Origin of the sequence: Pseudonocardia sp. C8 (assembly GCF_014267175.1) — a bacterium.
Taxonomy (GTDB): Bacteria; Actinomycetota; Actinomycetes; order Mycobacteriales; family Pseudonocardiaceae; genus Pseudonocardia.
In genome coordinates, this window is sequence record NZ_JACMTR010000002.1 from 4,524,871 (window position 1) to 4,548,002 (window position 23,132).

Annotated in this window: 22 protein-coding genes and 1 tRNA gene; 13 read left to right on the forward strand and 10 right to left on the reverse strand. The window is 72.7% G+C overall.

The window, feature by feature from the left end; all coding sequences use genetic code 11:
- Nucleotides 1-39: 39 nt before the first annotated feature.
- Both H7X46_RS21525 and H7X46_RS21530 read left to right on the forward strand, forming a co-directional pair.
- Entirely contained in the window at nucleotides 40-2,208 is a 2,169-nt protein-coding gene (locus H7X46_RS21525; protein ID WP_186361121.1) for a hypothetical protein, read from the forward strand.
- A gap of 62 nt (nucleotides 2,209-2,270) precedes the next feature.
- A tRNA-Arg gene (locus H7X46_RS21530) sits at nucleotides 2,271-2,342 on the forward strand.
- A 12-nt stretch (nucleotides 2,343-2,354) separates the two neighbouring features.
- Here the strand turns inward: H7X46_RS21530 and H7X46_RS21535 are convergent.
- A complete protein-coding gene (locus tag H7X46_RS21535; RefSeq protein ID WP_186361122.1) occupies nucleotides 2,355-2,594 on the reverse strand; it encodes a hypothetical protein in 240 nt (79 codons plus the stop codon).
- 156 nt (nucleotides 2,595-2,750) lie between these two features.
- Here H7X46_RS21535 and H7X46_RS21540 point away from each other — a divergent pair, with 156 nt between their 5' ends.
- A complete protein-coding gene (locus tag H7X46_RS21540; RefSeq protein ID WP_222131382.1) occupies nucleotides 2,751-3,302 on the forward strand; it encodes a hypothetical protein in 552 nt (183 codons plus the stop codon).
- Between the two features lie 114 nt (nucleotides 3,303-3,416).
- Nucleotides 3,417-4,037, forward strand: coding sequence for a GNAT family N-acetyltransferase (locus tag H7X46_RS21545; RefSeq protein WP_186361124.1), 621 nt, complete (start codon nucleotides 3,417-3,419; stop codon nucleotides 4,035-4,037).
- A gap of 238 nt (nucleotides 4,038-4,275) precedes the next feature.
- Here H7X46_RS21545 and H7X46_RS21550 read toward each other — a convergent pair whose 3' ends face one another.
- Nucleotides 4,276-4,947 carry an HNH endonuclease signature motif containing protein gene (locus H7X46_RS21550; protein ID WP_186361125.1) on the reverse strand — a complete coding sequence of 224 codons (672 nt, stop codon included), beginning with the start codon at nucleotides 4,945-4,947 and terminating at the stop codon, nucleotides 4,276-4,278.
- Between H7X46_RS21550 and H7X46_RS21555 the strand changes: the two genes are divergently transcribed.
- Complete coding sequence (locus H7X46_RS21555) at nucleotides 4,932-5,618, forward strand: hypothetical protein (RefSeq protein WP_186361126.1); 687 nt, start codon at nucleotides 4,932-4,934, stop codon at nucleotides 5,616-5,618. The genes H7X46_RS21550 and H7X46_RS21555 overlap by 16 nt on opposite strands.
- Nucleotides 5,619-5,669: 51 nt before the next feature.
- Here H7X46_RS21555 and H7X46_RS21560 read toward each other — a convergent pair whose 3' ends face one another.
- The gene (locus H7X46_RS21560) at nucleotides 5,670-6,170 is read right to left on the reverse strand and encodes a putative immunity protein (RefSeq protein ID WP_255426187.1); all 501 of its coding nucleotides are present in this window, start codon (nucleotides 6,168-6,170) and stop codon (nucleotides 5,670-5,672) included.
- Nucleotides 6,171-6,298: 128 nt separating this feature from the next.
- Here H7X46_RS21560 and rph point away from each other — a divergent pair, with 128 nt between their 5' ends.
- The 4 genes from rph to H7X46_RS30015 all read left to right on the forward strand — a co-directional run bounded on the left by rph (nucleotide 6,299) and on the right by H7X46_RS30015 (nucleotide 11,420).
- Nucleotides 6,299-8,833 carry a rifamycin-inactivating phosphotransferase gene (rph, locus tag H7X46_RS21565; RefSeq protein ID WP_370588893.1) on the forward strand — a complete coding sequence of 845 codons (2,535 nt, stop codon included), beginning with the start codon at nucleotides 6,299-6,301 and terminating at the stop codon, nucleotides 8,831-8,833.
- Nucleotides 8,834-8,971: 138 nt separating this feature from the next.
- Nucleotides 8,972-9,691, forward strand: coding sequence for a response regulator (locus tag H7X46_RS30875; RefSeq protein WP_370588894.1), 720 nt, complete (start codon nucleotides 8,972-8,974; stop codon nucleotides 9,689-9,691).
- A gap of 221 nt (nucleotides 9,692-9,912) precedes the next feature.
- The gene (locus tag H7X46_RS21575) at nucleotides 9,913-11,289 is read left to right on the forward strand and encodes an OFA family MFS transporter (protein ID WP_186361129.1); all 1,377 of its coding nucleotides are present in this window, start codon (nucleotides 9,913-9,915) and stop codon (nucleotides 11,287-11,289) included.
- Nucleotides 11,286-11,420 carry a hypothetical protein gene (locus H7X46_RS30015; RefSeq protein ID WP_255426188.1) on the forward strand — a complete coding sequence of 45 codons (135 nt, stop codon included), beginning with the start codon at nucleotides 11,286-11,288 and terminating at the stop codon, nucleotides 11,418-11,420. Before H7X46_RS21575 ends, H7X46_RS30015 begins: the two co-directional genes overlap by 4 nt.
- A 212-nt stretch (nucleotides 11,421-11,632) precedes the next feature.
- On the opposite strand, the gene H7X46_RS21580 is transcribed toward H7X46_RS30015, so the two are convergent.
- The 6 genes from H7X46_RS21580 to H7X46_RS21605 all read right to left on the reverse strand — a co-directional run bounded on the left by H7X46_RS21580 (nucleotide 11,633) and on the right by H7X46_RS21605 (nucleotide 17,530).
- On the reverse strand, nucleotides 11,633-12,514 hold the full coding sequence (locus H7X46_RS21580) for a phosphoribulokinase (RefSeq protein WP_186361130.1): 882 nt from the start codon (nucleotides 12,512-12,514) through the stop codon (nucleotides 11,633-11,635).
- 27 nt (nucleotides 12,515-12,541) lie between these two features.
- On the reverse strand, nucleotides 12,542-13,615 hold the full coding sequence (locus H7X46_RS21585) for a class 1 fructose-bisphosphatase (protein WP_186361131.1): 1,074 nt from the start codon (nucleotides 13,613-13,615) through the stop codon (nucleotides 12,542-12,544).
- Nucleotides 13,616-13,765: 150 nt separating this feature from the next.
- Complete coding sequence (locus tag H7X46_RS21590) at nucleotides 13,766-14,650, reverse strand: LysR substrate-binding domain-containing protein (RefSeq protein WP_186361132.1); 885 nt, start codon at nucleotides 14,648-14,650, stop codon at nucleotides 13,766-13,768.
- Nucleotides 14,651-14,669: 19 nt separating this feature from the next.
- Nucleotides 14,670-15,656, reverse strand: a complete 987-nt coding sequence (gene cbbX, locus H7X46_RS21595; RefSeq protein WP_370588895.1) for a CbbX protein — start codon at nucleotides 15,654-15,656, stop codon at nucleotides 14,670-14,672.
- 5 nt (nucleotides 15,657-15,661) lie between these two features.
- The gene (locus H7X46_RS21600) at nucleotides 15,662-16,087 is read right to left on the reverse strand and encodes a ribulose bisphosphate carboxylase small subunit (RefSeq protein ID WP_186361133.1); all 426 of its coding nucleotides are present in this window, start codon (nucleotides 16,085-16,087) and stop codon (nucleotides 15,662-15,664) included.
- A 12-nt stretch (nucleotides 16,088-16,099) separates the two neighbouring features.
- On the reverse strand, nucleotides 16,100-17,530 hold the full coding sequence (locus tag H7X46_RS21605) for a form I ribulose bisphosphate carboxylase large subunit (protein ID WP_186361134.1): 1,431 nt from the start codon (nucleotides 17,528-17,530) through the stop codon (nucleotides 16,100-16,102).
- Nucleotides 17,531-17,703: 173 nt separating this feature from the next.
- Between H7X46_RS21605 and H7X46_RS21610 the strand changes: the two genes are divergently transcribed.
- The gene (locus H7X46_RS21610) at nucleotides 17,704-18,702 is read left to right on the forward strand and encodes a class I fructose-bisphosphate aldolase (RefSeq protein WP_186361135.1); all 999 of its coding nucleotides are present in this window, start codon (nucleotides 17,704-17,706) and stop codon (nucleotides 18,700-18,702) included.
- 48 nt (nucleotides 18,703-18,750) lie between these two features.
- Here H7X46_RS21610 and H7X46_RS21615 read toward each other — a convergent pair whose 3' ends face one another.
- Nucleotides 18,751-19,419 (reverse strand): response regulator transcription factor, encoded by a 669-nt coding sequence (locus tag H7X46_RS21615; RefSeq protein WP_186361136.1) that lies wholly within the window; start codon nucleotides 19,417-19,419, stop codon nucleotides 18,751-18,753.
- Nucleotides 19,420-19,565: 146 nt separating this feature from the next.
- On the opposite strand from H7X46_RS21615, the gene rpe reads away from it, so the two are divergent.
- From rpe to H7X46_RS21630, 3 genes are read left to right on the forward strand one after another with little or no spacing between them, the layout of a single operon-like run.
- The gene (gene rpe, locus H7X46_RS21620) at nucleotides 19,566-20,249 is read left to right on the forward strand and encodes a ribulose-phosphate 3-epimerase (RefSeq protein WP_186361137.1); all 684 of its coding nucleotides are present in this window, start codon (nucleotides 19,566-19,568) and stop codon (nucleotides 20,247-20,249) included.
- The gene (gene tkt / locus H7X46_RS21625) at nucleotides 20,246-22,306 is read left to right on the forward strand and encodes a transketolase (RefSeq protein ID WP_186361138.1); all 2,061 of its coding nucleotides are present in this window, start codon (nucleotides 20,246-20,248) and stop codon (nucleotides 22,304-22,306) included. The genes rpe and tkt overlap by 4 nt, the downstream gene beginning before the upstream one ends.
- Nucleotides 22,307-22,308: 2 nt before the next feature.
- Complete coding sequence (locus tag H7X46_RS21630) at nucleotides 22,309-23,052, forward strand: HAD-IA family hydrolase (protein ID WP_186361139.1); 744 nt, start codon at nucleotides 22,309-22,311, stop codon at nucleotides 23,050-23,052.
- Nucleotides 23,053-23,132: the final 80 nt, after the last annotated feature.

Genomic DNA, 23,132 nt, shown 5'->3' on the forward strand with positions numbered 1-23,132 from the left:
CGCCGCGCGAGCCCTCGCGCTCGACCGTCCGGAGGTTCCATGGTCGACCGCCGACCCCGGACGCCCGACGGCGGCGCCCCGGGACGCCCCGCGAGCCGCGGGTCCGAACCGTCCCGGGGGCCACGCGCCCGGCTGGTCGCCGCCCTCGACCGCCCGCTGGTGGCCGCGGGCGGGTGCGGGATCCTCGCGCTGCTGCTGGGAGCGGCGTTCGTGGCCGTGTCGCTGGCGTACAACGAGGGCAACCTCGTACCCCCGCTGGACGACGTCTACATCCACCTCCAGTACGGCCGCCAGTTCGGCCTGGGCGAGCCGCTGCGCTACCAGCCGGGCGAGCCCGTGACGACGGGCGCGTCGAGCCTGCTCTACGTGACGCTGCTGGGCGCGGCGTCCGCGCTCGGGCTCCACGGGCAGGGACTGCTGGCGTTCGCGGTCGGGTCCGGCCTGGTGGCCGTGGCGGTCACCGCCGCGTGCACCGTCGTCGCCGGGTACCGGCTCGGCGGCCGGGCCGCGGGCCTCTGGGCGGGGGTGCTGACGGCGTCGTCCGGCCCGCTGCTGTGGGGCGCGGCGAGCGGCATGGAGGTGGGGCTGCTCGCCGCGCTGCTCACCGGCACCCTGGCCTGCTACCTGCGGGAACGGCCCCGGTTCGGCGGGACACCGGTGCTGGCCGCGCTGCTCGCCCTGACCCGCCCCGAGGGTTTCCTGGTCGCCGCGGCGCTGGTCGCGGCGATGCTGTGGGCGGCGTGGCGGTCCGGGCGGCTGCGGTCGTGGCGGACCCCGCTGCTGGCGCTGCCGCTCGTCGTCTTCGCGGGGCAGCTGCTGCTGTACCGGCTGCTGACCGGCACGGCGCAGGCGAACGGCGTCGTCGCGAAGTCCTGGCTGCACGCCGGGCTGCTGCGCCAGCCCACCGAGATCGCCGACCACACGCTGCACAACCTGCAGGCCATGGTCGCGGCGCTGGCCGGCCTGTCCGGGCAGGACGTGCTGCCGCCGCTGACGCTGGCGGTCGCCGTCGTCGGGCTGGGCGTGCTGGCCGCCCGCCGGGAGCGGACCCTCGCGGTCGCGGTCACCCTCGGCCTGTCGCTGGTGCTGCTCAGCGTCGCGACGCTCACCACCGCGCGGTGGCAGGACCTGCGCTACCTGCAACCGTTCCTGCCGCTGGTCGTGCTGCTCGCGGTGCTCGGCACGGGCGCGGTCGGGCACCGACCGGCCCGGCACGGCATCCTCGCGGTGGGGCTGCTGTTCACCGTGATCGTGACGCCGACCTGGGCGCTGCGGCTGGGCCAGCAGGCGTCCGCGATGCGCGAGGGGCCGGTGAGCGTCGGGCAGTGGATCGCCGGGAACGTGCCGCCCGGTGACGTCGTAGCGATCAACGACGCCGGCGCGGCCGCCTGGTTCGGCGGGCGCCGCACCGTCGACCTCGTCGGGCTGACGACGAACGGCATGGCCGCACCGGCGCTCAACGGTCCCGGCACGCTCTACGAGGCGCTGCGCCGGCTGCCCGAGCGCGAACGCCCGCAGTGGTTCGCGATCTTCGACGACTGGGGCGGGATCCCAGTCGCCGACCTCGGACGGGCCGCGCTGCTCGGCGACGAGCCCGTCATCACGTTCCGGCTCGCCGGGCCGGCCCGCCCGATCTCCCCGGCCGCGCCGCAGACCTGCCAGATCGACCGCAGCTGCGACCGGGTCAGCGTGTGGCGGGCGGACTGGAGCCTGGACGGCTCGGCCGACCTGCCCGACCGCGGGGTCCCGGGCCGGATCGTCGACCACCTCAACGTCGGCGACATGACCGACGAGGCCGTGCACGGCTGGGCGCCCGGCCCGCCGGTACTGGGCCTGCAGCCGGCCGGCGTGCTGGACCGGACCGTCGTCGACGGGCGGGTGGTCGCCGACTCCGGCCGGCACGTCGTCGGCGGGGAGATGTTCACCCTGCGCGGGCTCACCCCCGGCCGTCCGGTGACGCTCACCGGACGGATCGGGGCCGCCACGCCCCTGGCGGGCGACCGCACCCGGGTGGTCGCCGTCGACGCCGGCGGGGTGCGGGCCGGGACCTGGACCCTGCCCGAGGGGATGCCGTGGGAGCAGGCGTCGTTCACGATCCCGGGCGAGCTGGTCACCGGCCCGGATCTCACCGTGACGACGAGGGCCGAGCACCCGTTCCTCGCGCCGTACCCGGACTACCGGTCCTACGGCTGGTGGGTGAGCCAGTGATCCGGCGGTGACCCCCGCGCGGGGCCGAGCGGAGCGGTGCGCTACGGTTCTCCCATCGCACGGCCCCCGTAGCTCAGGGGATAGAGCACCGCCCTCCGGAGGCGGGAGCGCAGGTTCGAATCCTGCCGGGGGCACCCACTGCCTCATCAGCCGAATCGGCCTCTCACCATCCGCAGCACGGTGAGGGGCCGATCCTGTTCTGCACGGCAGCGCCCGGCCTCGCCCGGGCGTTCGACCGGTTCGAGTCCGACACCGAGCACGACGACGACTTCCTCGCCGACTCCATGCCTCCCGCCGAGCCGACGTCGAGTGAGCGTCGTCGACACCGACGTGGCCACCGCGATCGCCGACGCGGCCGGCCGGTCGAACCGGTGCAGCACCCGCACTCGCGACGCCATGATCACCCGCTGTGGAGTGCAGCGCTCGCCTCGCGAACGCTGCACTCCACAACGGTCGATCATCGGGTCGTGCGGGACCGGTCAGCGCGCCCGGAGCGCTCGTGCCAGGCGATGAACCCGGCGGCCCGAGCCTCGTCCGAGCCCATGAAGGAGGCGACCGGCCTCGACACCGACGTCGCGCCGGCCGTTCTCAAGGACCACATGCCCGTCCACGGTCCGGCCGTCCGTTCCGGTCGCTACGTCGACAACCCTGGGGATCTCCAACAGGAACATGGTCGACCGGCGCCATGCGGCGGATACGCTCGCCGCCCCCGGCGAGAGGAGCCCGACATGCGGACGCCGATCCGAGCTGCCGCTCTCTCCATCACCGTCCTCGGGCTCACGCTGGCCGGCGCCACTGCCGCGGTGGCCGCCCCGGTCGACGGCGTGGGGCCGTGTTCGGCCGAGTGCACTGTCGGCGGCCTCGGCCAGGGCGGGACGAGTTCGGACGGCGCCGCGCAAGGTTCGTTCCGCGCCGGGCCGGGCCGGATCCCTGAGGTGAACGCCACGGCTGCCGGAACCGAGGAGTCGGGACGCCTCGAACTCAGTGGCGCGATCGAGGGGACGCTCAGCGGGACGTTCCACCGCGGCGGTGGTTTCCGCGGCCACACCACCGGCTCGGAGTTCGGGGAGTGCAGCGGGCAGTGCGCGCCGTGAGCTGAGCGGCGCGCACGATCGTCCTGCTTGGACCGTGCGCCGGGCAGCGGGCACTCGCGAGGACCGGCCGTATCTCCCGCGCGCCTGCGGCCCCGACACCGCACCATTGGCGAAATGGCCACTCCTCCCGGCACCGTCCTGCGACCGATGACTCCCGACGACGTGCCGCGCGCCTCGCAGCTCCTCGCCGATGCGTTCGCGGACTACGCGTGGACCCGGTGGACCGTCGCCGCGGACGACCACGCCCACCGGCTGCGGGAGCTGTACTCCACGTTCCTGACGGCGGTCGCCCTGCCGTACGGCGTGGTCGACGGCGCCGACACCCTCGACGCAGGCCTCGGCGCGGTCGCCGTGTGGACGCGCGCGGGTGCTGTGCCCGACACGGTGCGGGAACGCGTCGGCGCGGTGGCCGTGGAGCTCACCGGCGATCGGGCCGCCGCGGCAGAGGCGGCCGACACCGCCTTGGCCCCGAAACGCCCCGCGATCCCGCACGTATCGCTCGATGCCCTGGGGGTGGACCCGCGCCTGCAGGGTCGCGGTCTCGGGAGCGCGCTCCTGCGCGCCGGCCTGCGGGCCGTCGACCGTGCAGGTCTGCCGGCGTATCTGGAGACGAGCGAACCAGGCAACGTGCGCCTGTACGAGCGACACGGCTTCGTCGTCACGGGTGTCGTCGATCTGGAGGGCGGCGGCCCGCGCACGTGGTCGATGCTGCGGGCGCCGGCATCCGTCTCGTGATCGAGGTGTGTTAGCCGCCGCGGCCGAAGGGCGGCGATCGCAGCCCGTGCCGCGACGTTCCGTCCCGAGCCCATGGGAAGCCGGCCGCGGGCATGCGGGTACGCGGGTACGCGGGTACGCGGGTACGCGGGTACGCGGGTACGCGGGTACGCGGGTACGCGGGTACGCGGGTACGCGGGTACGCGGGTACGCGGGCAATCGCACCGCGACCGAGGTTCGTGCCCTGATCGCCGGCGAGTCAGGCCGCGGTGGCGGGGCGGGGTTGGCGGCGTGGTTGTTGCAGCGGGTCGATCCAGCGGGGTGGGACGAACTCGGGGAGCCCGTCGCGGATCCGGACGATCCATCCGGGGTGGTGCAGTAGCCGGTGGTGCAGCTTGCACACCATGACCGTGTTCGACAGTGCGGTCGGTCCGTCGATCTCCCACGGGACGATGTGGTGGACCTCGCACCAGGACGGGGGCCGGTCACAGCCGGGGTGGGCGCAGCCGCGGTCGCGGGCGGTGATCGCGCGGCGCAGCCCGTCCGGGATGGTGCGTGTGGCCCGGCCGATGTCGAGGGGTTGGCCGGCGCCGTTCATCACGATCGGGACGACGGCGGCGTCGCAGGCCAGCATCCGCAGGCTCTCCGGGGTGAGCCGGCCGCCGAAGTCCAGCAGCGCGCCCGTCGCCCGGCGCTGCAGGTCCTCCAGCCCGATCAGCACGTTCAGCATCGGCCGCCGCCCACCGGTCTCGGGCAGCTCCCCGCGCTCGAGGACCTGCGCGCACAGCTCGGACAACGCGTCGGCCTGGCGTTCCTCGGGGCGGCGCTCGTCGAGGTGGTCCCGCGGCGCGGCGCAGCGGATACTCCTGGCCGATTCGGTCGTCCGTCGCAGCCCGCGGTTCCGGAGGAGGGCACATGGCTCCTTCAGCACACGGTCAGATCACGGTCCCCGTGGTGGGAGCCGAGCGGCTGTGCCGAGTCCTCGTGGCCGTCTCCGTCGTCGGCGGCCCGCTCGGCTACCTCGCCGGGTCGGCGCTGCACCCTCCCGTCCAGGAGATCGGAGCCGGGCAGCTGACGATCTCGGCGAACGCCGGCGCCGACCCGGTCGTCAACAACGCACACCTGGTCGCGTACGTCGTCGCCTGTTTCCTCCTCCCGATCGGAGCGGCCGGCCTCGGCCACCTCGCCTTCCGCCGGAGCCCGTGGCTCGCCACGGTCGGTGGCATCCTCGGGGTGGTCGGCTGGCTCCCGTTTGCCGCCCTGACCGCGCTGGACGATCTCGCGCGGACCATGGCGCTGCTCCCGGACGATGGCCGGTACGCCGACCTCTACTCGCGGTTCGAGACCGGGCCGGTCATGACGTTGTTCCTGCTCGTCTACGTGATCGGTCATCTGGTCGCGTACGTCCTGCTCGGAGTGGCTCTCGACCGGGCACGCGCCGTCCCCCGGTGGTCGGCCTGGTGCTTGGTCGTCAGCAGTCCGGTGACGATGGCGGGTTTCGTCCTGCCGGGTCGCCCGGTCTCCACAGTGGGCATCGCCGGTCTCGCCCTGCTCTTCGTCGGCAGCCTCCCCGCGGCCCGGGCGATCCTCCGGCGCCCCTGACCGACGGGAGCGATCGCCGGCGTCGATCCGCAATCGCTGCCGCCCGCGGCTTCAGCAGTCGAACACCGACCAGCAGAGGTCGTTGCGCAGCCTCTGGTCGTCGAGCACGAGCTCCCGGATCGCGTCCGGGAGCTGGTCGCGCTGCCACCGGCACTCCCGCCGCCCGGCGACCTCCCCGAGCCCCTCCGGGGCGGCCGCCCGGACCGCCTTGATCGCGTAGGCGGCCGCGCCGAGCTCGTGTGCGGCGACGTGTGCCACGCAGCCGGCCTGCCCGGCGGCGTACGCGGCGTACCGCGGCGCCCCACGCAGCTCCCTGGCCGCGCCCATCGCGTGGCCGCCGGCGGCGCGGGCCTGCATCATCCTGACCTCGCCACGCACCCAAGCGCGGGCGTGCTCGATCGCCTCACGTGGGCGCCGGTCCTCGGGACGGGCGGCCTCGAAGAGCCCGCGCACGTGCTCGGCACAGGTGGCGGCCCACAGCGCGAGCAGATGGTGGTCGGGGTCCGTGAGGGTCCCGCCGCGGCGGATCGTGACGAATCGGGGGTCCCGCACTTCGGGAAGGATCACAGCGGCTTTCCCACTCTCACCTTATACACGATTCACGACTCCCATGAGGATTCTTTTCACGTTCCATAATCGGCCGTCGCAAGACCCGGGCGGACGGCATGGAGTGGCAACGGGTGGAGTACGTGGTGGGCCTCGACGAGGTCGGGCAGGGACAGGTCGCCGAGGTCGGCGGCAAGGCGGCCAACCTGGGTGAGCTGACCCGGCTCGACGGCATCCGGGTGCCACAGGGCTTCGTGGTGACGGTGGACGCGTTCCGGCGGGTCGTGGCCGGGGCGCGGCCGGTCGAGGTCGCGATCGGACGGTTGGCCGGCCTGGCGCCGGACGACCGCGCGGCGATCGGCACGGTGAGCGCCGGGATCCGCCGGGTGATCCACGAGCTCCCCCTTCCCGACGATCTCGTGGCGGCAATCGGCCGCCGGATCGCCCGGCTCGGCGGGCAGACGGCCTGCGCGGTCAGGTCCAGCGCGACCGCGGAGGACCTGCCGACCGCGTCCTTCGCAGGTCAGCAGGACTCCTATCTGGACGTCGTGGGGCCGGAGGCGATCCTCGAGCACGTCCGGCGGTGCTGGGCGTCGCTGTTCACCGAGCGGGCGGTGAGCTACCGGCTGCGCAACGGCGTCGACCACGGACACGTGCACATGGCCGTCGTCGTGCAGGAGATGGTGTTCCCGCAGGCGGCCGGGATCCTGTTCACGGCGGACCCGGTGACTTCGAACCGGAAGCTCGCCACCGTGGAGGCCGTCCGGGGCCTCGGCGACACGCTGGTCGCCGGGCGGGTGAACGGCGACACCTACACCGTGCGCGACGACGAGGTCGTCGCGAGGACGGTCGAGCCGCAGCAGCGTCCGGTGCTGACCGACGCGCAGGTCGTGCGCCTGGTCCGGCTCGGCCGCCGGGTCGAAGCGCACTTCGGCCGGCCCCAGGACATCGAATGGTGCCTGGCGGGCGAGGTCGTCCACATCGTGCAGAGCCGGCCGATCACCACGGTGTTCCCGGTCCCGGCGACCGGCGACGACGAGAACCACGTCTACATCTCCGTCGGTCACCAGCAGATGATGACCGACCCGATGAAGCCCCTCGGCATCTCGCTCTGGCAGCTGACGACTCCCCTGCCGATGGCCGAGGCCGGTGGCCGGTTGTTCGTCGACGTCGCCGACGCCCTGGCGGCACCGGCGAGCCGCGCGCGCATCCTGGACGGCGCCGGACGGTCCGATCCGCTGATCGGGGACGCGCTGCGGACCCTCCTCGAACGCGGCGACGTCGTCCGGGCGCTCCCGGACGAGGGCCGCGCCGGTGCGGTGCCGGACAGCAGCCCGGAGCTGATCGAGGCCGATCCGGCGCTCGTCACCGAACTCGTCGATCACACCCGGGCGTCCCTCGCCGCCGTGGAACGGGGCATCCGCACCCGGTCCGGGCCGGAGCTGTTCGACTTCGTGCTGGCCGACATCGCGGAGCTGCGGCGGATCCTGTTCGACCGGCGCGGCCATCAGGTGATCACGACGGGGATGGAGGCGGCCTGGTGGCTCAACGACCACCTCCACGCGTGGCTCGGCGAGAAGAACGTGGCCGACACGCTCACCCGGTCCGTTCCGCACAACGTGACGTCGGAGATGGGGCTGGCCCTGCTGGACGTCGCGGACGTGATCCGGCCGAACCCGGACGTCGTCGCGTTCCTGCAGGAGGTCGAACGCAGCGGGGCCGACGACTTCCTCGACGAGCTCGGGGCGGTCGCGGGCGGGCGCGAGGCGCGAGCCGCGCTGCGGAACTTCCTCGACCGGTACGGCATGCGCTGCGTCGGCGAGATCGACATCACGCGGCCACGCTGGAGCGAGCGGCCGGCCACGCTCGTCCCCACGGTCCTCGGCAACGTCCGGAACCACGAGCAGGGCGCCGGCAGGCGGCGCTTCGAGCAGGGACGGCAGCAGGCACTGGCGAAGGAACGGGACGTGCTGCACCGCCTGCGGGCCCTCCCCGACGGGCGGCGGAAGGCCGAGGAGACCAGGCGGATGATCGACCGCGTCCGCACCTTCGCCGGGTACCGGGAGTACCCCAAGTACGGCATGATCTGCCGCTACTTCGTCTACAAGCGAGCGCTGCTGCGGGAGGCCGAACACCTCGTGCGGGCCGGCGTGCTGCGTGAGGCCGAGGACGCCTTCCACCTCCGCTTCGAGGAGTTCCGCGAGGCCGTGCGCACGCGCCGGGTGGACGACCGGCTGATCCGGGCCCGGAAGGACGAGTTCCGGGCGCACCGGGCGCTCACGCCACCCCGGGTGTTCACCTCGGACGGCGAGGTCGTCACGGGCACCTACCGTCGCGACGGCCTTCCGGCCGGGGCGCTGGCCGGCCTGGCCGTCTCCGCCGGCACCGTGGAAGGGCGGGCCCGGGTCGTCACCGACATCGCACGGGCCGACCTCGACGCCGGCGACGTCCTGGTCACCGCGTACACCGACCCCAGCTGGACCCCGCTGTTCGTCGGGATCGCGGGACTGGTCACGGAGGTGGGCGGCCTGATGACCCACGGCGCGGTGATCGCGCGGGAGTACGGCCTGCCGGCCGTCGTCGGGGTGGAGGACGCGACCCGGCTGATCCGCGACGGGCAGCGCATCCGCGTGCACGGGACGGACGGGTACGTCGAGCTCCTGTCCTGACCTGCGGCGCCGCTCCGCGCCCGCTGATCGGTGCCATCGATCAGGTCATCGGCACAGCAGTGGGCTCGCGATCTTGTCGGCCCGGGGTGGCGTTCGCCACGATCTGGAGCACAGTCACACCGACGCAAGGAGGCGCCCGTGACGGCCGTTCCCGGTACCCACCTTTCCGGCCCGGCCGACGCTCGCCTCCCCACACCACCCCCGGACGCTCCCATCAGGATCGTCGTGATCGACGACCACGAGATGGTCATCGCCGGCATCACGGCGATGCTGGAGCCGTACCACCAGCGGGTGGAGGTGGTCGCCACGTCCACGACGCCCGGGGACGCCGTCCCCCTCGTGACGGAGCTCCGGCCCGACCTGGTGCTCTGCGACGTCGACCCGCAGGAGCTGGCGGGGCCGGGCCTCTGCCGGACCCTGGCGGACCGGCTGCCCGGCTGCCGGGTCGTGCTGCTGACCGACCGCGAGGAGGAGCGCCACCTCTTCACCGCCCTGCGGGCCGGTGCTGCCGGCTACATCCTCAAGAGCGTCGGCGGAGCGGAGCTGGTGCGGTCGCTGGAGGTCGTGCACGCCGGGACCACCGTGATCGATCCGGTGCTGGCCGGCCGCACCCTGCGCAGGGCCGCCCAGCAGCTCAGCGACGAGTCCTGGCCGGGCATGCGGCAGGGACTGACCCACCGCGAGAGCGAGGTGCTGTCGATGACGGTGGCCGGGCTCTCCGCTCGTGGCGTCGCCAACCGGCTCGCGGTCGACGACCGCGCCGTCGGCGTCCATCTCCGTTCCATCTATCGCAAGCTCGACGTGGACGACCGGGCCGGAGCCGTCGCGGCGGCCCGACGCACCGGCATCCTGGTGTAACGCCGGGTGAGCGACCGGCACGTATGGTCCAGTCGTCCTCCCCCACTCGCTCCCCACCCGGGGGGATGAACTCACCACCGAAAAGGGTGAGGCTGCAGCCCGGGCAGGCCGGGAACCGTCGGCGAGCACAGCCGGCGTCGCGACGCTCTATCCTGCCCGTTCCGTACCGGTCGTCCACCCGCCGCGAGGCGGAAGGCCGGATCCCATCAGGAGGTCGTGCAATGACTGCAGGATTCCTGGAACGGCGGCGGATCGTCGCCCGACCGGGCTGGAGCCGGTGGTTGGTTCCCCCGGCTGCGCTGTCGATCCACCTCGCGATCGGACAGGCCTACGCGTGGAGCGTGTTCAAGTCCCCGCTCGAGGCGGGCCTGGGCATCTCGGGCGTGGCCAGCGCGCTGCCCTTCACCCTCGGCATCATCATGCTGGGCCTGTCCGCCGCCGTGTTCGGCACCAAGGTGGACACCAACGGCCCGCGGTGGGCGATGGTGGTCGCCACGTCCTGCTTCGTGTCCGGGTTCCTCATCTCGTCGCTCGGCCTGTACCTGGGCCAGTACTGGATGGTGGTGCTCGGCTACGGGGTCATCGGCGGGATCGGGCTGGGCGTCGGCTACATCTCGCCGGTCTCCACGCTCATGAAGTGGTTCCCGGACCGGCCCGGCCTGGCCACCGGCATCGCCATCATGGGATTCGGCGGCGGCGCGCTCATCGCCTCCCCGCTCACGGCGGCTCTGCTGTCCGCCTTCGGTGCGACCGGCCCGGAGCCGGCCGTCAACGGCATCGCCACGACGTTCCTCGTCATGGGACTGATCTACGCGGTGTTCATGTCCGTGGGCTGGCTGCTGATCCGGGTGCCCGCCGACGACTGGCAGCCCCCGGGCTGGAGCCCCGAGCACGCCGCCATCCACGGCCCGACCACGAAGGGCCAGGTGTCGGCGGCCAACGCCATCAAGACACCGCAGTTCTGGCTGCTCTGGGTGGTCCTGACCTTCAACGTCACCGCGGGCATCGGCATCCTGGAGCGTGCGGCGCCGATCTACAAGGACTTCTTCCCGGAGGCCACCACACCGACCGCGCTGGCCGCGGCGGCCGCCGGGTTCGTCGCGATGCTGTCGCTGGCCAACTCGCTCGGCCGGATCCTGTGGTCGACGACCTCGGACTGGGCCGGGCGCAAGAACATGTACCGGATGTACCTGGGTGTCGGGGCGCTGCTCTACCTGACGGTCACGTTCACGACGAACAGCAACAAGGTCGTCTTCCTGATCTGCTGCATCCTGATCCTCTCGTTCTACGGCGCCGGATTCGCGACCGTGCCCGCCTACCTGCGTGACCTGTTCGGCACCTACCAGGTCGGCGCCATCCACGGGCGGCTGCTCACGGCCTGGTCCACCGCGGGCGTGCTGGGTCCGGTCATCGTGAACGCGGTCGCCGACGCCCAGATCGCGCAGGGCGTCCAGGGGCCCGACCGCTACACGACCGCCTTCTACATCATGATCGGGCTGCTGGCGGTCGGCTTCGTCTGCAACGAGCTGATCCGGCCGGTCCACCCCCGCTTCCACCAGCCCGAGGACACCAGCACACCCGCGGAGGCACGCGCATGAGCGAGCAGGTCCACGCCCGTCAGGGCAACATCCACCCGGTCATGGCCGCGCTGGCATGGCTGTGGGTGCTCGTGCCGTTCGGCTACGGGCTGCAGCAGCTGCTCATGAAGATCCCGGCGCTGTTCGGCTGAGGCCGGCTGCCACCCACGACACCACCCCAGCACGAACGAGGCGGTGAGCCCGACCGGGCTCACCGCCTCGTGGCGTGCGGGGCGGGGCGGGGTCGTGGGCCGGCGTGAGGAGCGAACGACCCTGCACGAAGCACGAAACGCCCCCTGCACGAACGAACGGCCCCGCCCGGTGATACCGGGCGGGGCCGTTGCGCGGGGAGGGACGCTCTGTCTCAGCCCACCGAGGCGGCCCGCTTCCGCTCCATCAGCCGCATGATCATCGGCGTGAAGATGAGCTGCATGGCGAGGTCCATCTTCCCGCCCGGGCAGACGATCGTGTTGGGACGCGACATGAACGAGTCGTGCAGCATCGACAGCAGGTACGGGAAGTCGATCCCGTGCGGGTCGCGGAACCGGATGATCAGCATCGACTCGTCCGCGGTCGGGATGGTGCGCGCGATGAACGGGTTCGACGTGTCGACCACGGGCACCCGCTGGAAGTTCACGTCGGTGTGCGTGAACTGCGGGCACATGTAGTTCACGTAGTCCGGCATCCGGCGCAGTATCGTCTCGGTCACCGCCTCCGTGCTGTACCCGCGGGACGCCTTGTCCCGGTGCAGCTTCTGGATCCACTCGAGGTTGATCACCGGGACGACGCCGATCTTGAGATCGGGATGCCGGGCGATGTCGACGCCGTCGGTCACGACGGCGCCGTGCAGGCCCTCGTAGAAGAGCAGGTCCGTGTCGGGCGGCAGGCTCTCCCAGGGCGTGAACGTCCCGGGCTCCTGCCCGTACGGCGCCGCTTCCACGTCGTCGTGCAGGTACTTGCGCACCTTGCCCGTGCCCGTCTCGCCGTAGGTGCGGAAGAGCTCCTCGAGCTGGTCGAAGAGGTTCGCCTCCGCGCCGAAATGGCTGAAGGCGTGGTCACCGCGGTCGTGCGCGTCGCGCATGGCCGCCTTCATCTCGGCACGGTCGTACCGGTGGAAGCTGTCGCCCTCGACGAACGCGGCGTCGACCCCCTCCCGCCGGAAGATCTGCTTGAACGTGCGCATCACCGACGTCGTGCCGGCGCCGGACGATCCGGTCACCGACACGATCGGGTACCTGCGTGACATGCTCCAACCTCCTTGTCGTGTCGCTGCTCAGCCGCCCGCCACCCGGAACAGGCCACGCTCCCCGTAGAGCGGGGAGTCGTAGGGGTGGTCGTTGTGCTCGCGGTGGTACCGGTCGATCAGCGCGACCTCGTCGGCCGACCCGAAGATGAACGGCACGCGCTGGTGCAGGCCGGTCGGGGCGACGTCGAGGATCCGCTCCCGCCCCGTGCTCGCCGCGCCGCCGGCCTGCTCGATGAGGAACGCGACCGGGTTGGCCTCGTAGAGCAGCCGCAGCCGGCCCGGCTTGGCCGGGTCCTTCGTGTCGCGCGGGTAGAGGAACACCCCGCCCCGGGTCAGGATCCGGTGCGTCTCGGCCACGAGCGAGGCGATCCACCGCATGTTGAAGTCGCGGTGCCGCGGCCCGGACCGGCCGGCGAGGCACTCGTCGACGTAGCGGCGGACCGCGGGCTCCCAGAACCTGCGGTTCGAGGAGTTGATCGCGTACTCGCCGGTCTCCCGGGGCACCTGGATCGACTCCCGGGTGAGGATGAACTCGCCCAGGGCCGGGTCGAGGGTGAACGCGTGCACCCCGCGCCCGGTGGTGAGCACCAGCATCGTCGCCGGCCCGTACAGCGCGTAGCCCGCGCAGACCTGCTCCGTGCCGGGCTGCAGGTAGTCCTCGGCCGTCGCGTCCTTCCCCGGCTCGGGGGCGCGCAGCACGGAGAAGATGCTGCCGACGGAGACGTTCACGTCGATGTTCGACGACCCGTCCAGCGGGTCGAAGACCAGCAGGTACTTGCCGCGCCCGTACTCGGCGGGGAGCACGTAGGGCTCCTCGAGCTCCTCCGAGACGGCGCCGGCGAGCCGGCCGCCGCGCTCGGTCAGCCGGAGGAACAGCTCGTTGGCGAGGATGTCCAGCTTGTACTGGACCTCGCCCTGGACGTTCGTGTGGTCGCTGCGGCCCAGCCCGTCGCGGAGCGCGCCGAGCGCCACCCGGTTGGCGACCGCCTTGCAGGCCACCGCCACGTCCAGGACGACCGAGTTGAGATCACCGCCGGCATCGGGATGGTGACGCCGCTCCTCGATGAGGAACTGCGCGAGGGTCGTGTGGTCGGCGAGCATGGTCTTCCCTCCTCGGTGGGGCGGATCCGCCGGCCCCGGCGGTACCCACCGGCCGGCGACCGCCCGGAACCGCGACGGCCGGTTCCGAGCCTGTCCCGCCGGGCCGCGCCGGTCATCCCCCTGCGTGGGGGTCGGCCGGGGGGTGTGGCGTCAGGACCCGCTCCCCGACCACCCGAGCTCGGGTGCGGCGAGCACGTGCTCGATCAGCAGCCGGGTCGACGACGTCGGCCGCGGCTGGCTCACCAGGTGCCACGGCCGGTCGAGCGGGACCCCGGGGACCGGCAGCTCGACCAGCGCACCCGAGGCCAGCTCCCGGCGGACGGCCTCCCGGGAGACGAGCGTGATGCCGAGCCCCGCGACGGCGGCGGCGATGACGGCACCGTTGGACCCCAGCGTCATCTGCGGGGGTGCGACGTCCAGGGTCTCCAGGAGGGCGGTGCAGGTGGCCCGCATCCCGGACGCCGGCTCGCGGAGCAGCCAGGTGACCCGTGCGGGGTCGAACCCGGCACGTTCGTCGGGGTTGCCGACCACGATCAGGTCGTTCGGGCGGACGGCCTGCGCCCTGGCCGCGTACAGGTCCTGGGGCGGCCGCCCGGCCACCACCAGGTCCACCTCGTGCCGCGCCAGCATGGGCCAGACCAGCCCGCGGGGCGCCACCTCCAGGTGCAGCACCACACCGGGATGCTTGGCCCGGAACGAGGTCAGCATGCCGGGGATGAGGAACTCGCCCGCGGTGGTGACGGCGCCGATCCGGACCGCGCCGTGCTCGGGGTCCGCCTCCGTGCGGGCCGCCAGCACGGCCTCGTCGTGCAGGCCGAGGATGCGGCGGGCGTACTCGGCGTAGCGCTCCCCGGCCGGGGTCAGCCGGACCCCGCGACCCTGCCGGGTCACGAGCGGCGTGCCGACCTCGGCGGCCAGGATGCCGACGGCCGACGAGACCGACGACTCGGTGACGACCAGGCGTTCGGCCGCGCGGCGGACCGAGCCGGTGTCAGCCAGCTCGACCAGCGCGCGCAACCTGGCGTTGGTCGTCACCTCGTCGTCGGTCCTCTCGTCAGGCCGAGCGCACCGTCCCGGTGTCGGATTCCTCGCGGAACACCCGGCTCGCGAGCAGGTCTTCCGCCTCGATCGTCATGAGCGCCTGCAGGTCGACCTGCGTGTCCTGCTCGACGAGCCTACGCGCCTGCCGCAGCCGGGCCCGCTCCATCGCGTTGCGGACGCTCCGCGCGTTGGCGAACCACGGTTGCCCGACCCGGCGCTCCAGGTACCGGCGCAGCACCTCACGTGCCTCGTCGGAGAACCGGTAGGACAGCTCGTCGGTCATGAGGACCGCGATCTCCTCCAGCTCGCTGACGGTGTAGTCCGGGAACGTGATGTGGTGCGCGATCCGGCTCTGCATCCCCGGGTTCGCCGCGAAGAAGACGTCCATCTTGTCGGCGTAGCCGGCCAGGATGACGACCAGGTCGTCCCGGTTGCCCTCCATGACCTGCAGCAGGATCTCGATGGACTCCGAGCCGTAGTCCCGCTCGTTCTCCGCCTTGTACAGGTAGTACGCCTCGTCGATGAACAGCACGCCGCCCATCGCCCGCTTGATGACCTCCTTCGTCTTGGGCGCGGTGTGCCCGACGTACTCCCCGACGAGGTCGTCGCGGGTGACGCTGACGAGGTGCCCCCGGCGCAGGTAGCCCAGCCGGTGCAGGAGATCGGCCATCCGCAGCGCGACCGTCGTCTTGCCGGTGCCGGGGTTCCCGGTGAAGCACATGTGCAGCGTCGGACGCTGCGCGGTGATCCCGAACCGCTCCCGCATCCGGTCGACCAGCAGCAGGGAGGCGATCTCCTCGATGCGGGTCTTCACGGGCGTCAGCCCCACCAGCTCGCTGTCCAGGCTCTTCAGCACCTCGTCGATGCCGGCTTCCCGCCGCGCCACGCTCAGGTCGACCACGGCGCCGGGGGGAAGTGGCTCGGGCGCGGCGTCCTCCTCGGGGTCCGCGCCCTGGCGGAACCCGAAGGAGACGCGGCCCGTCTCGTCCTGTGCGGTCACGTCGATCACCCCTGGGTGTAGCGTTCCCCGGCCGGACGATCGGTCGCGTAGGCGCGGGTGGTGTAGCGGATCTGTCGGTCGGCGACCTCCTGCCGCTCGATCTGGAAGCCGGGCTCCTCGGCGGGCCGCTGCACGATGAACGACAGCGCCACCGTCTGGCGGCCGAGCCGGGCGTCGTAGGCGTTGAGCCGGATGTAGTGGTTCGGCTTGGCCTTCCGGCAGGCGTTCACCTCGAGCAGGACGCCGGCCGGGTCCTTCAGGTCGAACATCGGCAGGCCCCACATCTCCCAGTACACGTTGCGGGGGTGCGGGTCGTCGGTGAACTCGACCGACAGCGGCCAGCCGTTGTCGAGGCAGTACTCGATCTGCTTGGAGATCTCCTCGTCGGTGAAGTCGGGGAGGTAGGAGAAGGTGCCCTGGGTCACGCGCATGTCGACTCCTGATCAGGCGGTCGTCGGGGTGGCGACGACGTCGGCGGTGTCGGTGGACTCGTAGTTGAACGTGATGTCGCCCCACGTCGCCAGGGCCATGTCGAGGGCGCGGTTCTTGCCCGCCGCCTTCTTGAGGATGTTCTCGCCCTCCTTGAGGAGGTCGACGCCCTCGTTGCGCGCCTTGATGGTCGCCTCGAGCGCCACGCGGTTCGCCTCGGCGCCGGCCGCGATCCCCATCGGGTGGCCGATGGTGCCGCCGCCGAACTGCAGGACGACGTCGTCGCCGAAGAGGTCCACCAGCTGGTGCATCTGGCCGGCGTGGATGCCGCCGGAGGCCACCGGCATCACCGGGGGCAGGGACTGCCAGTCCTGGTCGAAGTACAGGCCCTTGACCGGGTCGGCGTCGATGTAGTTCTTGCGCAGCGTGTCGTAGAACCCGAGGGTCGTGTTCTTGTCGCCCTCGAGCTTGCCGACGACCGTCCCGGCGTGGATGTGGTCCACCCCGGCCAGGCGCATCCACTTGGAGATGACCCGGAAGCTGATGCCGTGGGTCTTCTGCCGGGTGAACGTGCCGTGCCCGGCCCGGTGCAGGTGCAGGATCATGCCGTTGGCCCGGGCCCAGTTCGCCATCGACTGGATCGCGGTGTAGCCGATCGTCAGGTCGATCATGATGATGACCGAGCCGAGCTCCTTGGCGAAGTTCGCCCGCTCGTACATCTCCTCCATCGTCCCGGCGGTGACGTTGAGGTAGTGACCCTTGATCTCACCGGTCTCGGCCTGCGCCCGGTTGACCGCCTCCATCACGAACAGGTACCGGTCGCGCCAGCGCATGAACGGCTGCGAGTTGATGTTCTCGTCGTCCTTGACGAAGTCCAGGCCCCCACGGAGGGCCTCGTAGACGACGCGGCCGTAGTTGCGTGCCGACAGGCCCAGCTTCGGCTTCGTGGTCGCGCCGAGCAGCGGACGGCCGTACTTGTTCAGGTACTCGCGCTCCATGATGATGCCGTGCGCGGGACCCTGGAAGGTCTTCACGTAGGCCACCGGGATGCGCATGTCCTCGAGCCGCAACGCCTTCAGCGGCTTGAACCCGAACACGTTGCCGATGATCGAGCTCGTGAGGTTCGCGATCGAGCCCTCTTCGAAGAGGTCGATGTCGTAGGCGATCCAGGCGATGTACTGGCCGGGCGTGCCGGCGACCGCCTCGACCTTGTAGCACTTGGCCTGGTAGTGCTCGTGCGCGGTGAGCCGGTCGGTCCAGACGACGGTCCAGGTCGCGGTGCTCGACTCGCCCGCGACCGCGGCGCCCGCCTCCTCCGGCGGCACTCCCTCCTGGGGGGTGATGCGGAACGTGCAGAGCACGTCCGTGTCCTTCGGGACGTAGTCCGGCTGCCAGTAGCCCATCTCGGCGTAGGGGATGACCCCGGCGTTCCATCGGTTCGACATGACTCCATGGTCGGGGTCACATGCCTCGCCGTCTATCGACACTTTGCCGCGAACACTTGAGTGATCACTGAAGAATCGCCCTCCCCGACCGGCTCCCCGGAAAGGGTGAGGTCACGGCGGGGGCGCGGCACGTACGGTCGGCGACCACGTTCGCCACGGAAGGAGCTCACGACATGGACTCGTGCAGGGAGATCGCGGCGCAGATGGTCGCCCCCGGGAAGGGCGTCCTCGCCGCGGACGAGAGCATCGGCACGATGTCGAGCCGGCTCGAGAAGGCCGGGGTCGAGGCGACCCCGGAGAACCGCCGCCGCTACCGCGAACTGCTGTCGACGGCGCCGGGGCTCGCCGACGGGGCGTCCGGGATCATCTTCTGCGACGAGACGCTGCGCCAGACCTTCACCGACGGCAGGCCGTTCGCGGAGGCGGTGCACGCGCTCGGCATCCTGCCCGGCATCAAGGTCGACACGGGGGCGAAGCCCTGTCCGGGCCTGCCCGGCGAGACGGTCACCGAGGGCCTCGACGGCCTGCCCGGCCGCCTCGAGGAGTACGCCGAGATCGGTGCCGCGTTCGCCAAGTGGCGCGCCGTCTACGTGATCGACGTCGAGCGGCCCAGCCCGGGTGCGATCCGCAGCAACGGCAACGCGCTCGCCCGGTACGCGGCGGCGTGCCAGGCCGCCGGGATCGTGCCGATCGTCGAGCCCGAGGTCCTGATGGACGGCGCGCACACGATCGAGCGCTGCGCCGAGGCCACCGCCGCGGTGCACGCCGATCTCCGCACCGAGCTGGAGCTGCTGCACGTCGACCTCGCGGGGATCGTGCTCAAGCCCAACATGGTGATCGAGGGCAAGGACGCCGCCGAGCAGTGCTCGCCCGAGCAGGTCGCCGACGCCACCGTGCAGGTGCTGCGGGCCTGGCCGGACGAGCTCGCCGGGGTGGCGTTCCTGTCCGGCGGGCAGTCGCCGGAACGCGCGACCGCGAACCTGGAGGCCATGCAGCGCCATGACACGCCGTGGCCGCTGACGTTCTCCTTCGGCCGGGCACTGGTCGATCCGGCACTGGCGGCCTGGCACGGCGAGCCCGAGCTGGTCGAGGCCGGCCAGGCGGCCCTCGCCGAACGGGTTGCCGCGAACGCGACCGCGGTGCGCAGCCGTGACCCGCTGCAGCCGGCCTGATCCGGGCCACCCGGCCGGCCGGCCGCCGGGGCGCGGCGCCGGCCGGGTTCAGCGGAAGATCCCCTCGCGCAGGGCCGTGGCCACCGCACCGGTCCGGTCCCGGACGTCGAGCTTGCGGTAGATGGCCCGCAGGTGGCTCTTCACCGTCTCGTCGCCGATCAGCAGGCGCGACGCGATCGCCCGGTTCGACAGCCCGGAGACCACGAACGAGAGGATCTCGCTCTCCCGCTGGGTCAGCCCGTGCCGCGCACCGGGCCAGTACTCGTCGCGCTGCAGGCGGGCCGCGGTGTCCACGGCCCGGGCGGCCAGCCCGGAGTCGATCACGACCTCACCGGCGCCCGCCCGCTCGATCTGGGACACCAGCTCCTCGCCGGTGATCCGCTTCAGCAGGTAGCCGGACGCCCCGGCGCGCAGCGCCTGGAACAGGTACTGCTCGTCGTCGTAGACGCTCAGCAGCACGACCTTGCGCTCCGGGTCCCGTTCGTGGAGCGCGCGGCACAGGTCGAGCCCGCTGGACCCCTGCATCTGGACGTCGCACAGCACGACGTCGGGCTCCAGCCCGGCGACCACCGACAGCGCGCTCTCGACGCCGACCGCCACGCCGACCACGCGTACCCGGCTGCGGTAGGCGCCGAGCATCGCCTTGAGTCCCGCGATCACCATCTCGTGATCGTCGACGAGCACCACGCGGACCGGGCCGTGTTCCGGCGTTCCCATGCCGCGAAGCGTAGGCCGCACGCGGGTCGGGGCGAACGGGCCTGCCGGTCCGCGACCTTCCCCCCACCGGATCCCCGGTGAGGGGGACGAGAAACCACCCCGGTGTGCCTAGCGTCGGCGCTCCGGGATCGACAGGAGGTGGCGCGATGGCGCCGGGAGACACGACGATGCTGGTCGCATCGGTTCTGCCCGCGGACTTCGCCGAGCTGGGCCGGCAGGTGCAGGAAATCGAGAAGGCCGGGATCGAGCGCATCCAGTGGGATGTCATGGACGGCGTGTTCGTGCCCAACCTGACCTTCGGGCCGGACGTCATCCGGTCCTGCCGGGACCGCGCCGGCATCGGGTTCGAGGCACACCTGATGGTCGCCGACCCCGACCCGCTGCTGCCCCTCTGGATCGACGCCGGCTGCGAGATCGTCATCGTGCACGCGGAGACGTGCCGGCACCTGCACCGCACCCTCGGCCGGATCCGTGAGCTGGGCGCCCGGTCCGGGGTCGCGCTCAACCCGGCGACGCCACTGCAGGCCGTCGAGCACGTCCTCGACCTCACCGACCTGCTGCTGGTGATGACGGTGAACCCGGGCTTCGGCGGCCAGGCCTACCTGTCCGGGATGGAGCCGAAGATCGCCGCGGCCCGCGCCGAGATCGACCGCCGCGGGCTGGACGTCGAGCTGGAGGTCGACGGCGGCATCGGCCCGGACACCATCGGCGCCGCCGCCCGGGCCGGCGCCCGGGTCTTCTGCACCGGATCCGCCCTCTTCCGCGGCCCGGGAACCATGGCCGATCGCGCGGCCGCGATGCGCGCCGCGGCCCGAGGAGGAATCGCATGACGAGCCGCATCGAGACCACCGCGCCGTCGCCGGAGCTGGACGGCGGCCCGCCGCAGCCGTCCGGTGTCGACGACCTCGTGGTGGAGACCATCCGTTTCCTGTCCGCCGACGCCGTCCAGGCGGCGAACAGCGGGCACCCCGGCCTGCCGCTGGGTGCCGCCCCCACCGCGTGGACACTGTGGTCGCGTCACCTGCGGCACGACCCGACGTGGTCGGAGTGGCCCGACCGCGACCGGTTCGTCCTCTCCGCGGGGCACGGGTCGGCGCTGCTGTACTCGCTGCTGCACCTCACCGGGTACGACCTCCCGCTCGACGAGCTCCGGAACTTCCGCCGTCTCGGCTCGCGGACCCCCGGGCACCCCGAGTACGGCCTGACCACCGGGGTGGAGACGACCACCGGGCCGCTCGGCCAGGGACTCGCCAACGCCGTGGGCATGGCCCTGGCCGAACGGATGCTGGCCGCACGCTGCAACACCGACGGCCACCAGGTCGTCGGCCACCGGACGTGGGCCCTCGTCGGCGACGGCTGCCTGATGGAGGGCATCAGCCACGAGGCCGCCTCGCTGGCCGGCCGGCTCGGGCTCGGCAAGCTCACCGTGCTCTTCGACGACAACGACGTCACGATCGACGGCCCCGCCTCGGCCAGCTGCCACGACGACGCCGAGGCCCGGTTCCGGTCCTACGGCTGGCACACCCTGCGGGTCGCCGACGGCACCGACCTCGAGGCGATCGACCAGGCCCTCACCGAGGCCACCCTCGAGGAGGGGCGCCCGACGTTCATCGCGATCCGGACCACGATCGGGCACGGCGCCCCCGGGATCGAGGGGACCTCGAAGGCGCACGGCAGCCCGCTGGGCGAGGCCGCGCTCACCGAGATGCGCCACCGGGCCGGCTGGCCCGACACCGCGTTCCACATCCCCGACGCCGTCGGTGAGGAGACGGCCCGGCTCCGCGAGCGCTGGACCGCCGAGCGGGAGGAGTGGGAGCGCACCCACGCGGAGTGGCGGTCCGCCCACCCGGGGACGGCCGCGGACTTCCCGCTGGACCGGGTGCCCCCGCCCCCCGACCTGACGGTGCTCGCCGACCGTCCGGAGCAGGACGGGCCGGTCGCCACCCGGAAGGCGGGCGCGGCCGTGCTGCGTGCGCTCGCCGAGGTGTACCCGGCGCTGGTGGGCGGCTCCGCCGACCTGGCCTCGTCGACCGGCACCACGCTCCCGGGCGGGGAGGCCGTCCCGGGCCACTACGCAGGGCGGAACATCCCGTTCGGGGTCCGCGAGCACGCCATGGCAGCCGTGCTCAACGGCCTCGCCCTGCACGGCGGGCTGCGCCCGTTCGGCAGCACGTTCCTGGTGTTCTCCGACTACCTGCGCCCGGCGCTGCGGCTGTCCGCGCTGATGGGGCTGCCGGTGGTGCACGTGTTCACCCACGACTCCGTGCACGTCGGCGAGGACGGCCCCACCCACCAGCCCGTCGAGCACATCGAGTCGCTGCGGCTGATCCCCGGCCTGACCGTCCTGCGCCCGGCCGACGCCGCCGAGTCGGAGCTGGCCTGGGAGCTCGCCGCCGCCGACCTGAGCGGGCCCACCGCGCTCATCCTGAGCAGGCAGGACCTGCCCGGGCTCGGACGGGCCGGCCTCGAGGACGTCCGCGAGCGTGGTGCGCGGACCGTCGCCGACCCGCCCGGCGCGGTCGAGGTCGTCCTCGCGGCGAGCGGGTCCGAGGTGGCCACCGCGACCGCGGCCGCCGAGCTGCTCGCGGCCCGGGACGTCGGTGCCCGGGTGGTGTCGGTGCCCTGGCGGGAACGCTTCGCCGATGCGCTGCGCGCGGGGAACGCGGGGCTGCCGGACGTCCCGGTGGTCTGGGTGGAGGCCGGAGTGCCGACCGGCTGGCGGGCCGTCGCCGCCCCCCGCGACGTCGTCGTCGGGCTGGAGCGGTTCGGCGAGAGCGGGAAGGGCGCCGCCGTCGCCGAGCACGTCGGGATGTCGGCCACCGCCGTCGCCCGCGCGGCCTGGCAGGCGCTCGACCGCGAGCCGGCCGCGTTCGACGAGGTCGGCTAGCGGTGGCCCCCGCGCTCCGCGCCGTCGTGTTCGACGTCGACGGCACGCTCGCCGACACCGAGCGGGACGGCCACCGGCCGGCGTTCAACGAGGCGTTCGCCCGGCACGGGCTGGACGTCGAGTGGGACGCCGCCACCTACGGCCGCCTCCTCGAGATCACCGGGGGACGCCGGCGGATCGCCGCGGACCTGCGCGCCCGCGGCACCGACGAGGCCGAGGCCGACCGGCTGGCCGCCGAGGTGCACCGCACCAAGACCGACCTCTTCCGGGAGCGCATCACCCGGGGCGGGATCGCCCCGCGCCCCGGGCTGCGGGAGCTGGTCGGCGGTCTCGCGGTCGACGGCGTCCGGCTCGCGGTGGCGACCACCGGCCGCCGGTCGTGGGTCGAGCCGCTGGTCGAGCAGGTGCTCGCCGGTGTCCCGGTGGAGGTGGTCGTCACCGGTGACGACGTCAGCGAGCTCAAGCCGGACCCGGAGGCGTACCTGCGCGCGCTGGAGCGGCTCGGGCTGCCCGCCGACGAGGTGATGGCCGTCGAGGACTCGGCGGTCGGGCTGCAGGCCGCGACCGCCGCAGGGCTGGCGACCGTGGTGGTGACCAACGGCTACACCCGGGAGCAGCGGTTCGACGGCGCGGTCGCCGTCCTGCCCGGGTTCACCGGCCCGCCCCCGCTCGACGCCGACCGGATGCGGGCGCTGCACCGGGCCGGTCTCGATCACCGGTCCGCGAGCCCCACGAACGGACGGTGATCGGGGCCGGCCCCGGCTTCGTCCCGCCGGCCGCCACGGCCGGTCCGCGGGTGTGACGGTCAGGTAGTGGTTCGACGGCC

Excerpts from the sequence above, each read along its gene's own strand:
- H7X46_RS21580 (WP_186361130.1), bottom strand. The coding sequence starts at position 12,514 with ATGTCACGCAGGTACCCGATCGTGTCGGTGACCGGATCGTCCGGCGCC.
- H7X46_RS21605 (WP_186361134.1), bottom strand. The coding sequence starts at position 17,530 with ATGTCGAACCGATGGAACGCCGGGGTCATCCCCTACGCCGAGATGGGC.
- H7X46_RS21545 (WP_186361124.1), top strand. The coding sequence starts at position 3,417 with ATGGCCACTCCTCCCGGCACCGTCCTGCGACCGATGACTCCCGACGAC.
- H7X46_RS21610 (WP_186361135.1), top strand. The coding sequence starts at position 17,704 with ATGGACTCGTGCAGGGAGATCGCGGCGCAGATGGTCGCCCCCGGGAAG.
- H7X46_RS30015 (WP_255426188.1), top strand. The coding sequence starts at position 11,286 with ATGAGCGAGCAGGTCCACGCCCGTCAGGGCAACATCCACCCGGTCATG.
- H7X46_RS21585 (WP_186361131.1), bottom strand. The coding sequence starts at position 13,615 with ATGCTCGCCGACCACACGACCCTCGCGCAGTTCCTCATCGAGGAGCGG.
- H7X46_RS21555 (WP_186361126.1), top strand. The coding sequence starts at position 4,932 with ATGGCTCCTTCAGCACACGGTCAGATCACGGTCCCCGTGGTGGGAGCC.
- H7X46_RS21615 (WP_186361136.1), bottom strand. The coding sequence starts at position 19,419 with ATGGGAACGCCGGAACACGGCCCGGTCCGCGTGGTGCTCGTCGACGAT.
- rpe (WP_186361137.1), top strand. The coding sequence starts at position 19,566 with ATGGCGCCGGGAGACACGACGATGCTGGTCGCATCGGTTCTGCCCGCG.
- tkt (WP_186361138.1), top strand. The coding sequence starts at position 20,246 with ATGACGAGCCGCATCGAGACCACCGCGCCGTCGCCGGAGCTGGACGGC.
- H7X46_RS21600 (WP_186361133.1), bottom strand. The coding sequence starts at position 16,087 with ATGCGCGTGACCCAGGGCACCTTCTCCTACCTCCCCGACTTCACCGAC.
- H7X46_RS21540 (WP_222131382.1), top strand. The coding sequence starts at position 2,751 with ATGAAGGAGGCGACCGGCCTCGACACCGACGTCGCGCCGGCCGTTCTC.
- H7X46_RS21525 (WP_186361121.1), top strand. The coding sequence starts at position 40 with ATGGTCGACCGCCGACCCCGGACGCCCGACGGCGGCGCCCCGGGACGC.
- H7X46_RS21575 (WP_186361129.1), top strand. The coding sequence starts at position 9,913 with ATGACTGCAGGATTCCTGGAACGGCGGCGGATCGTCGCCCGACCGGGC.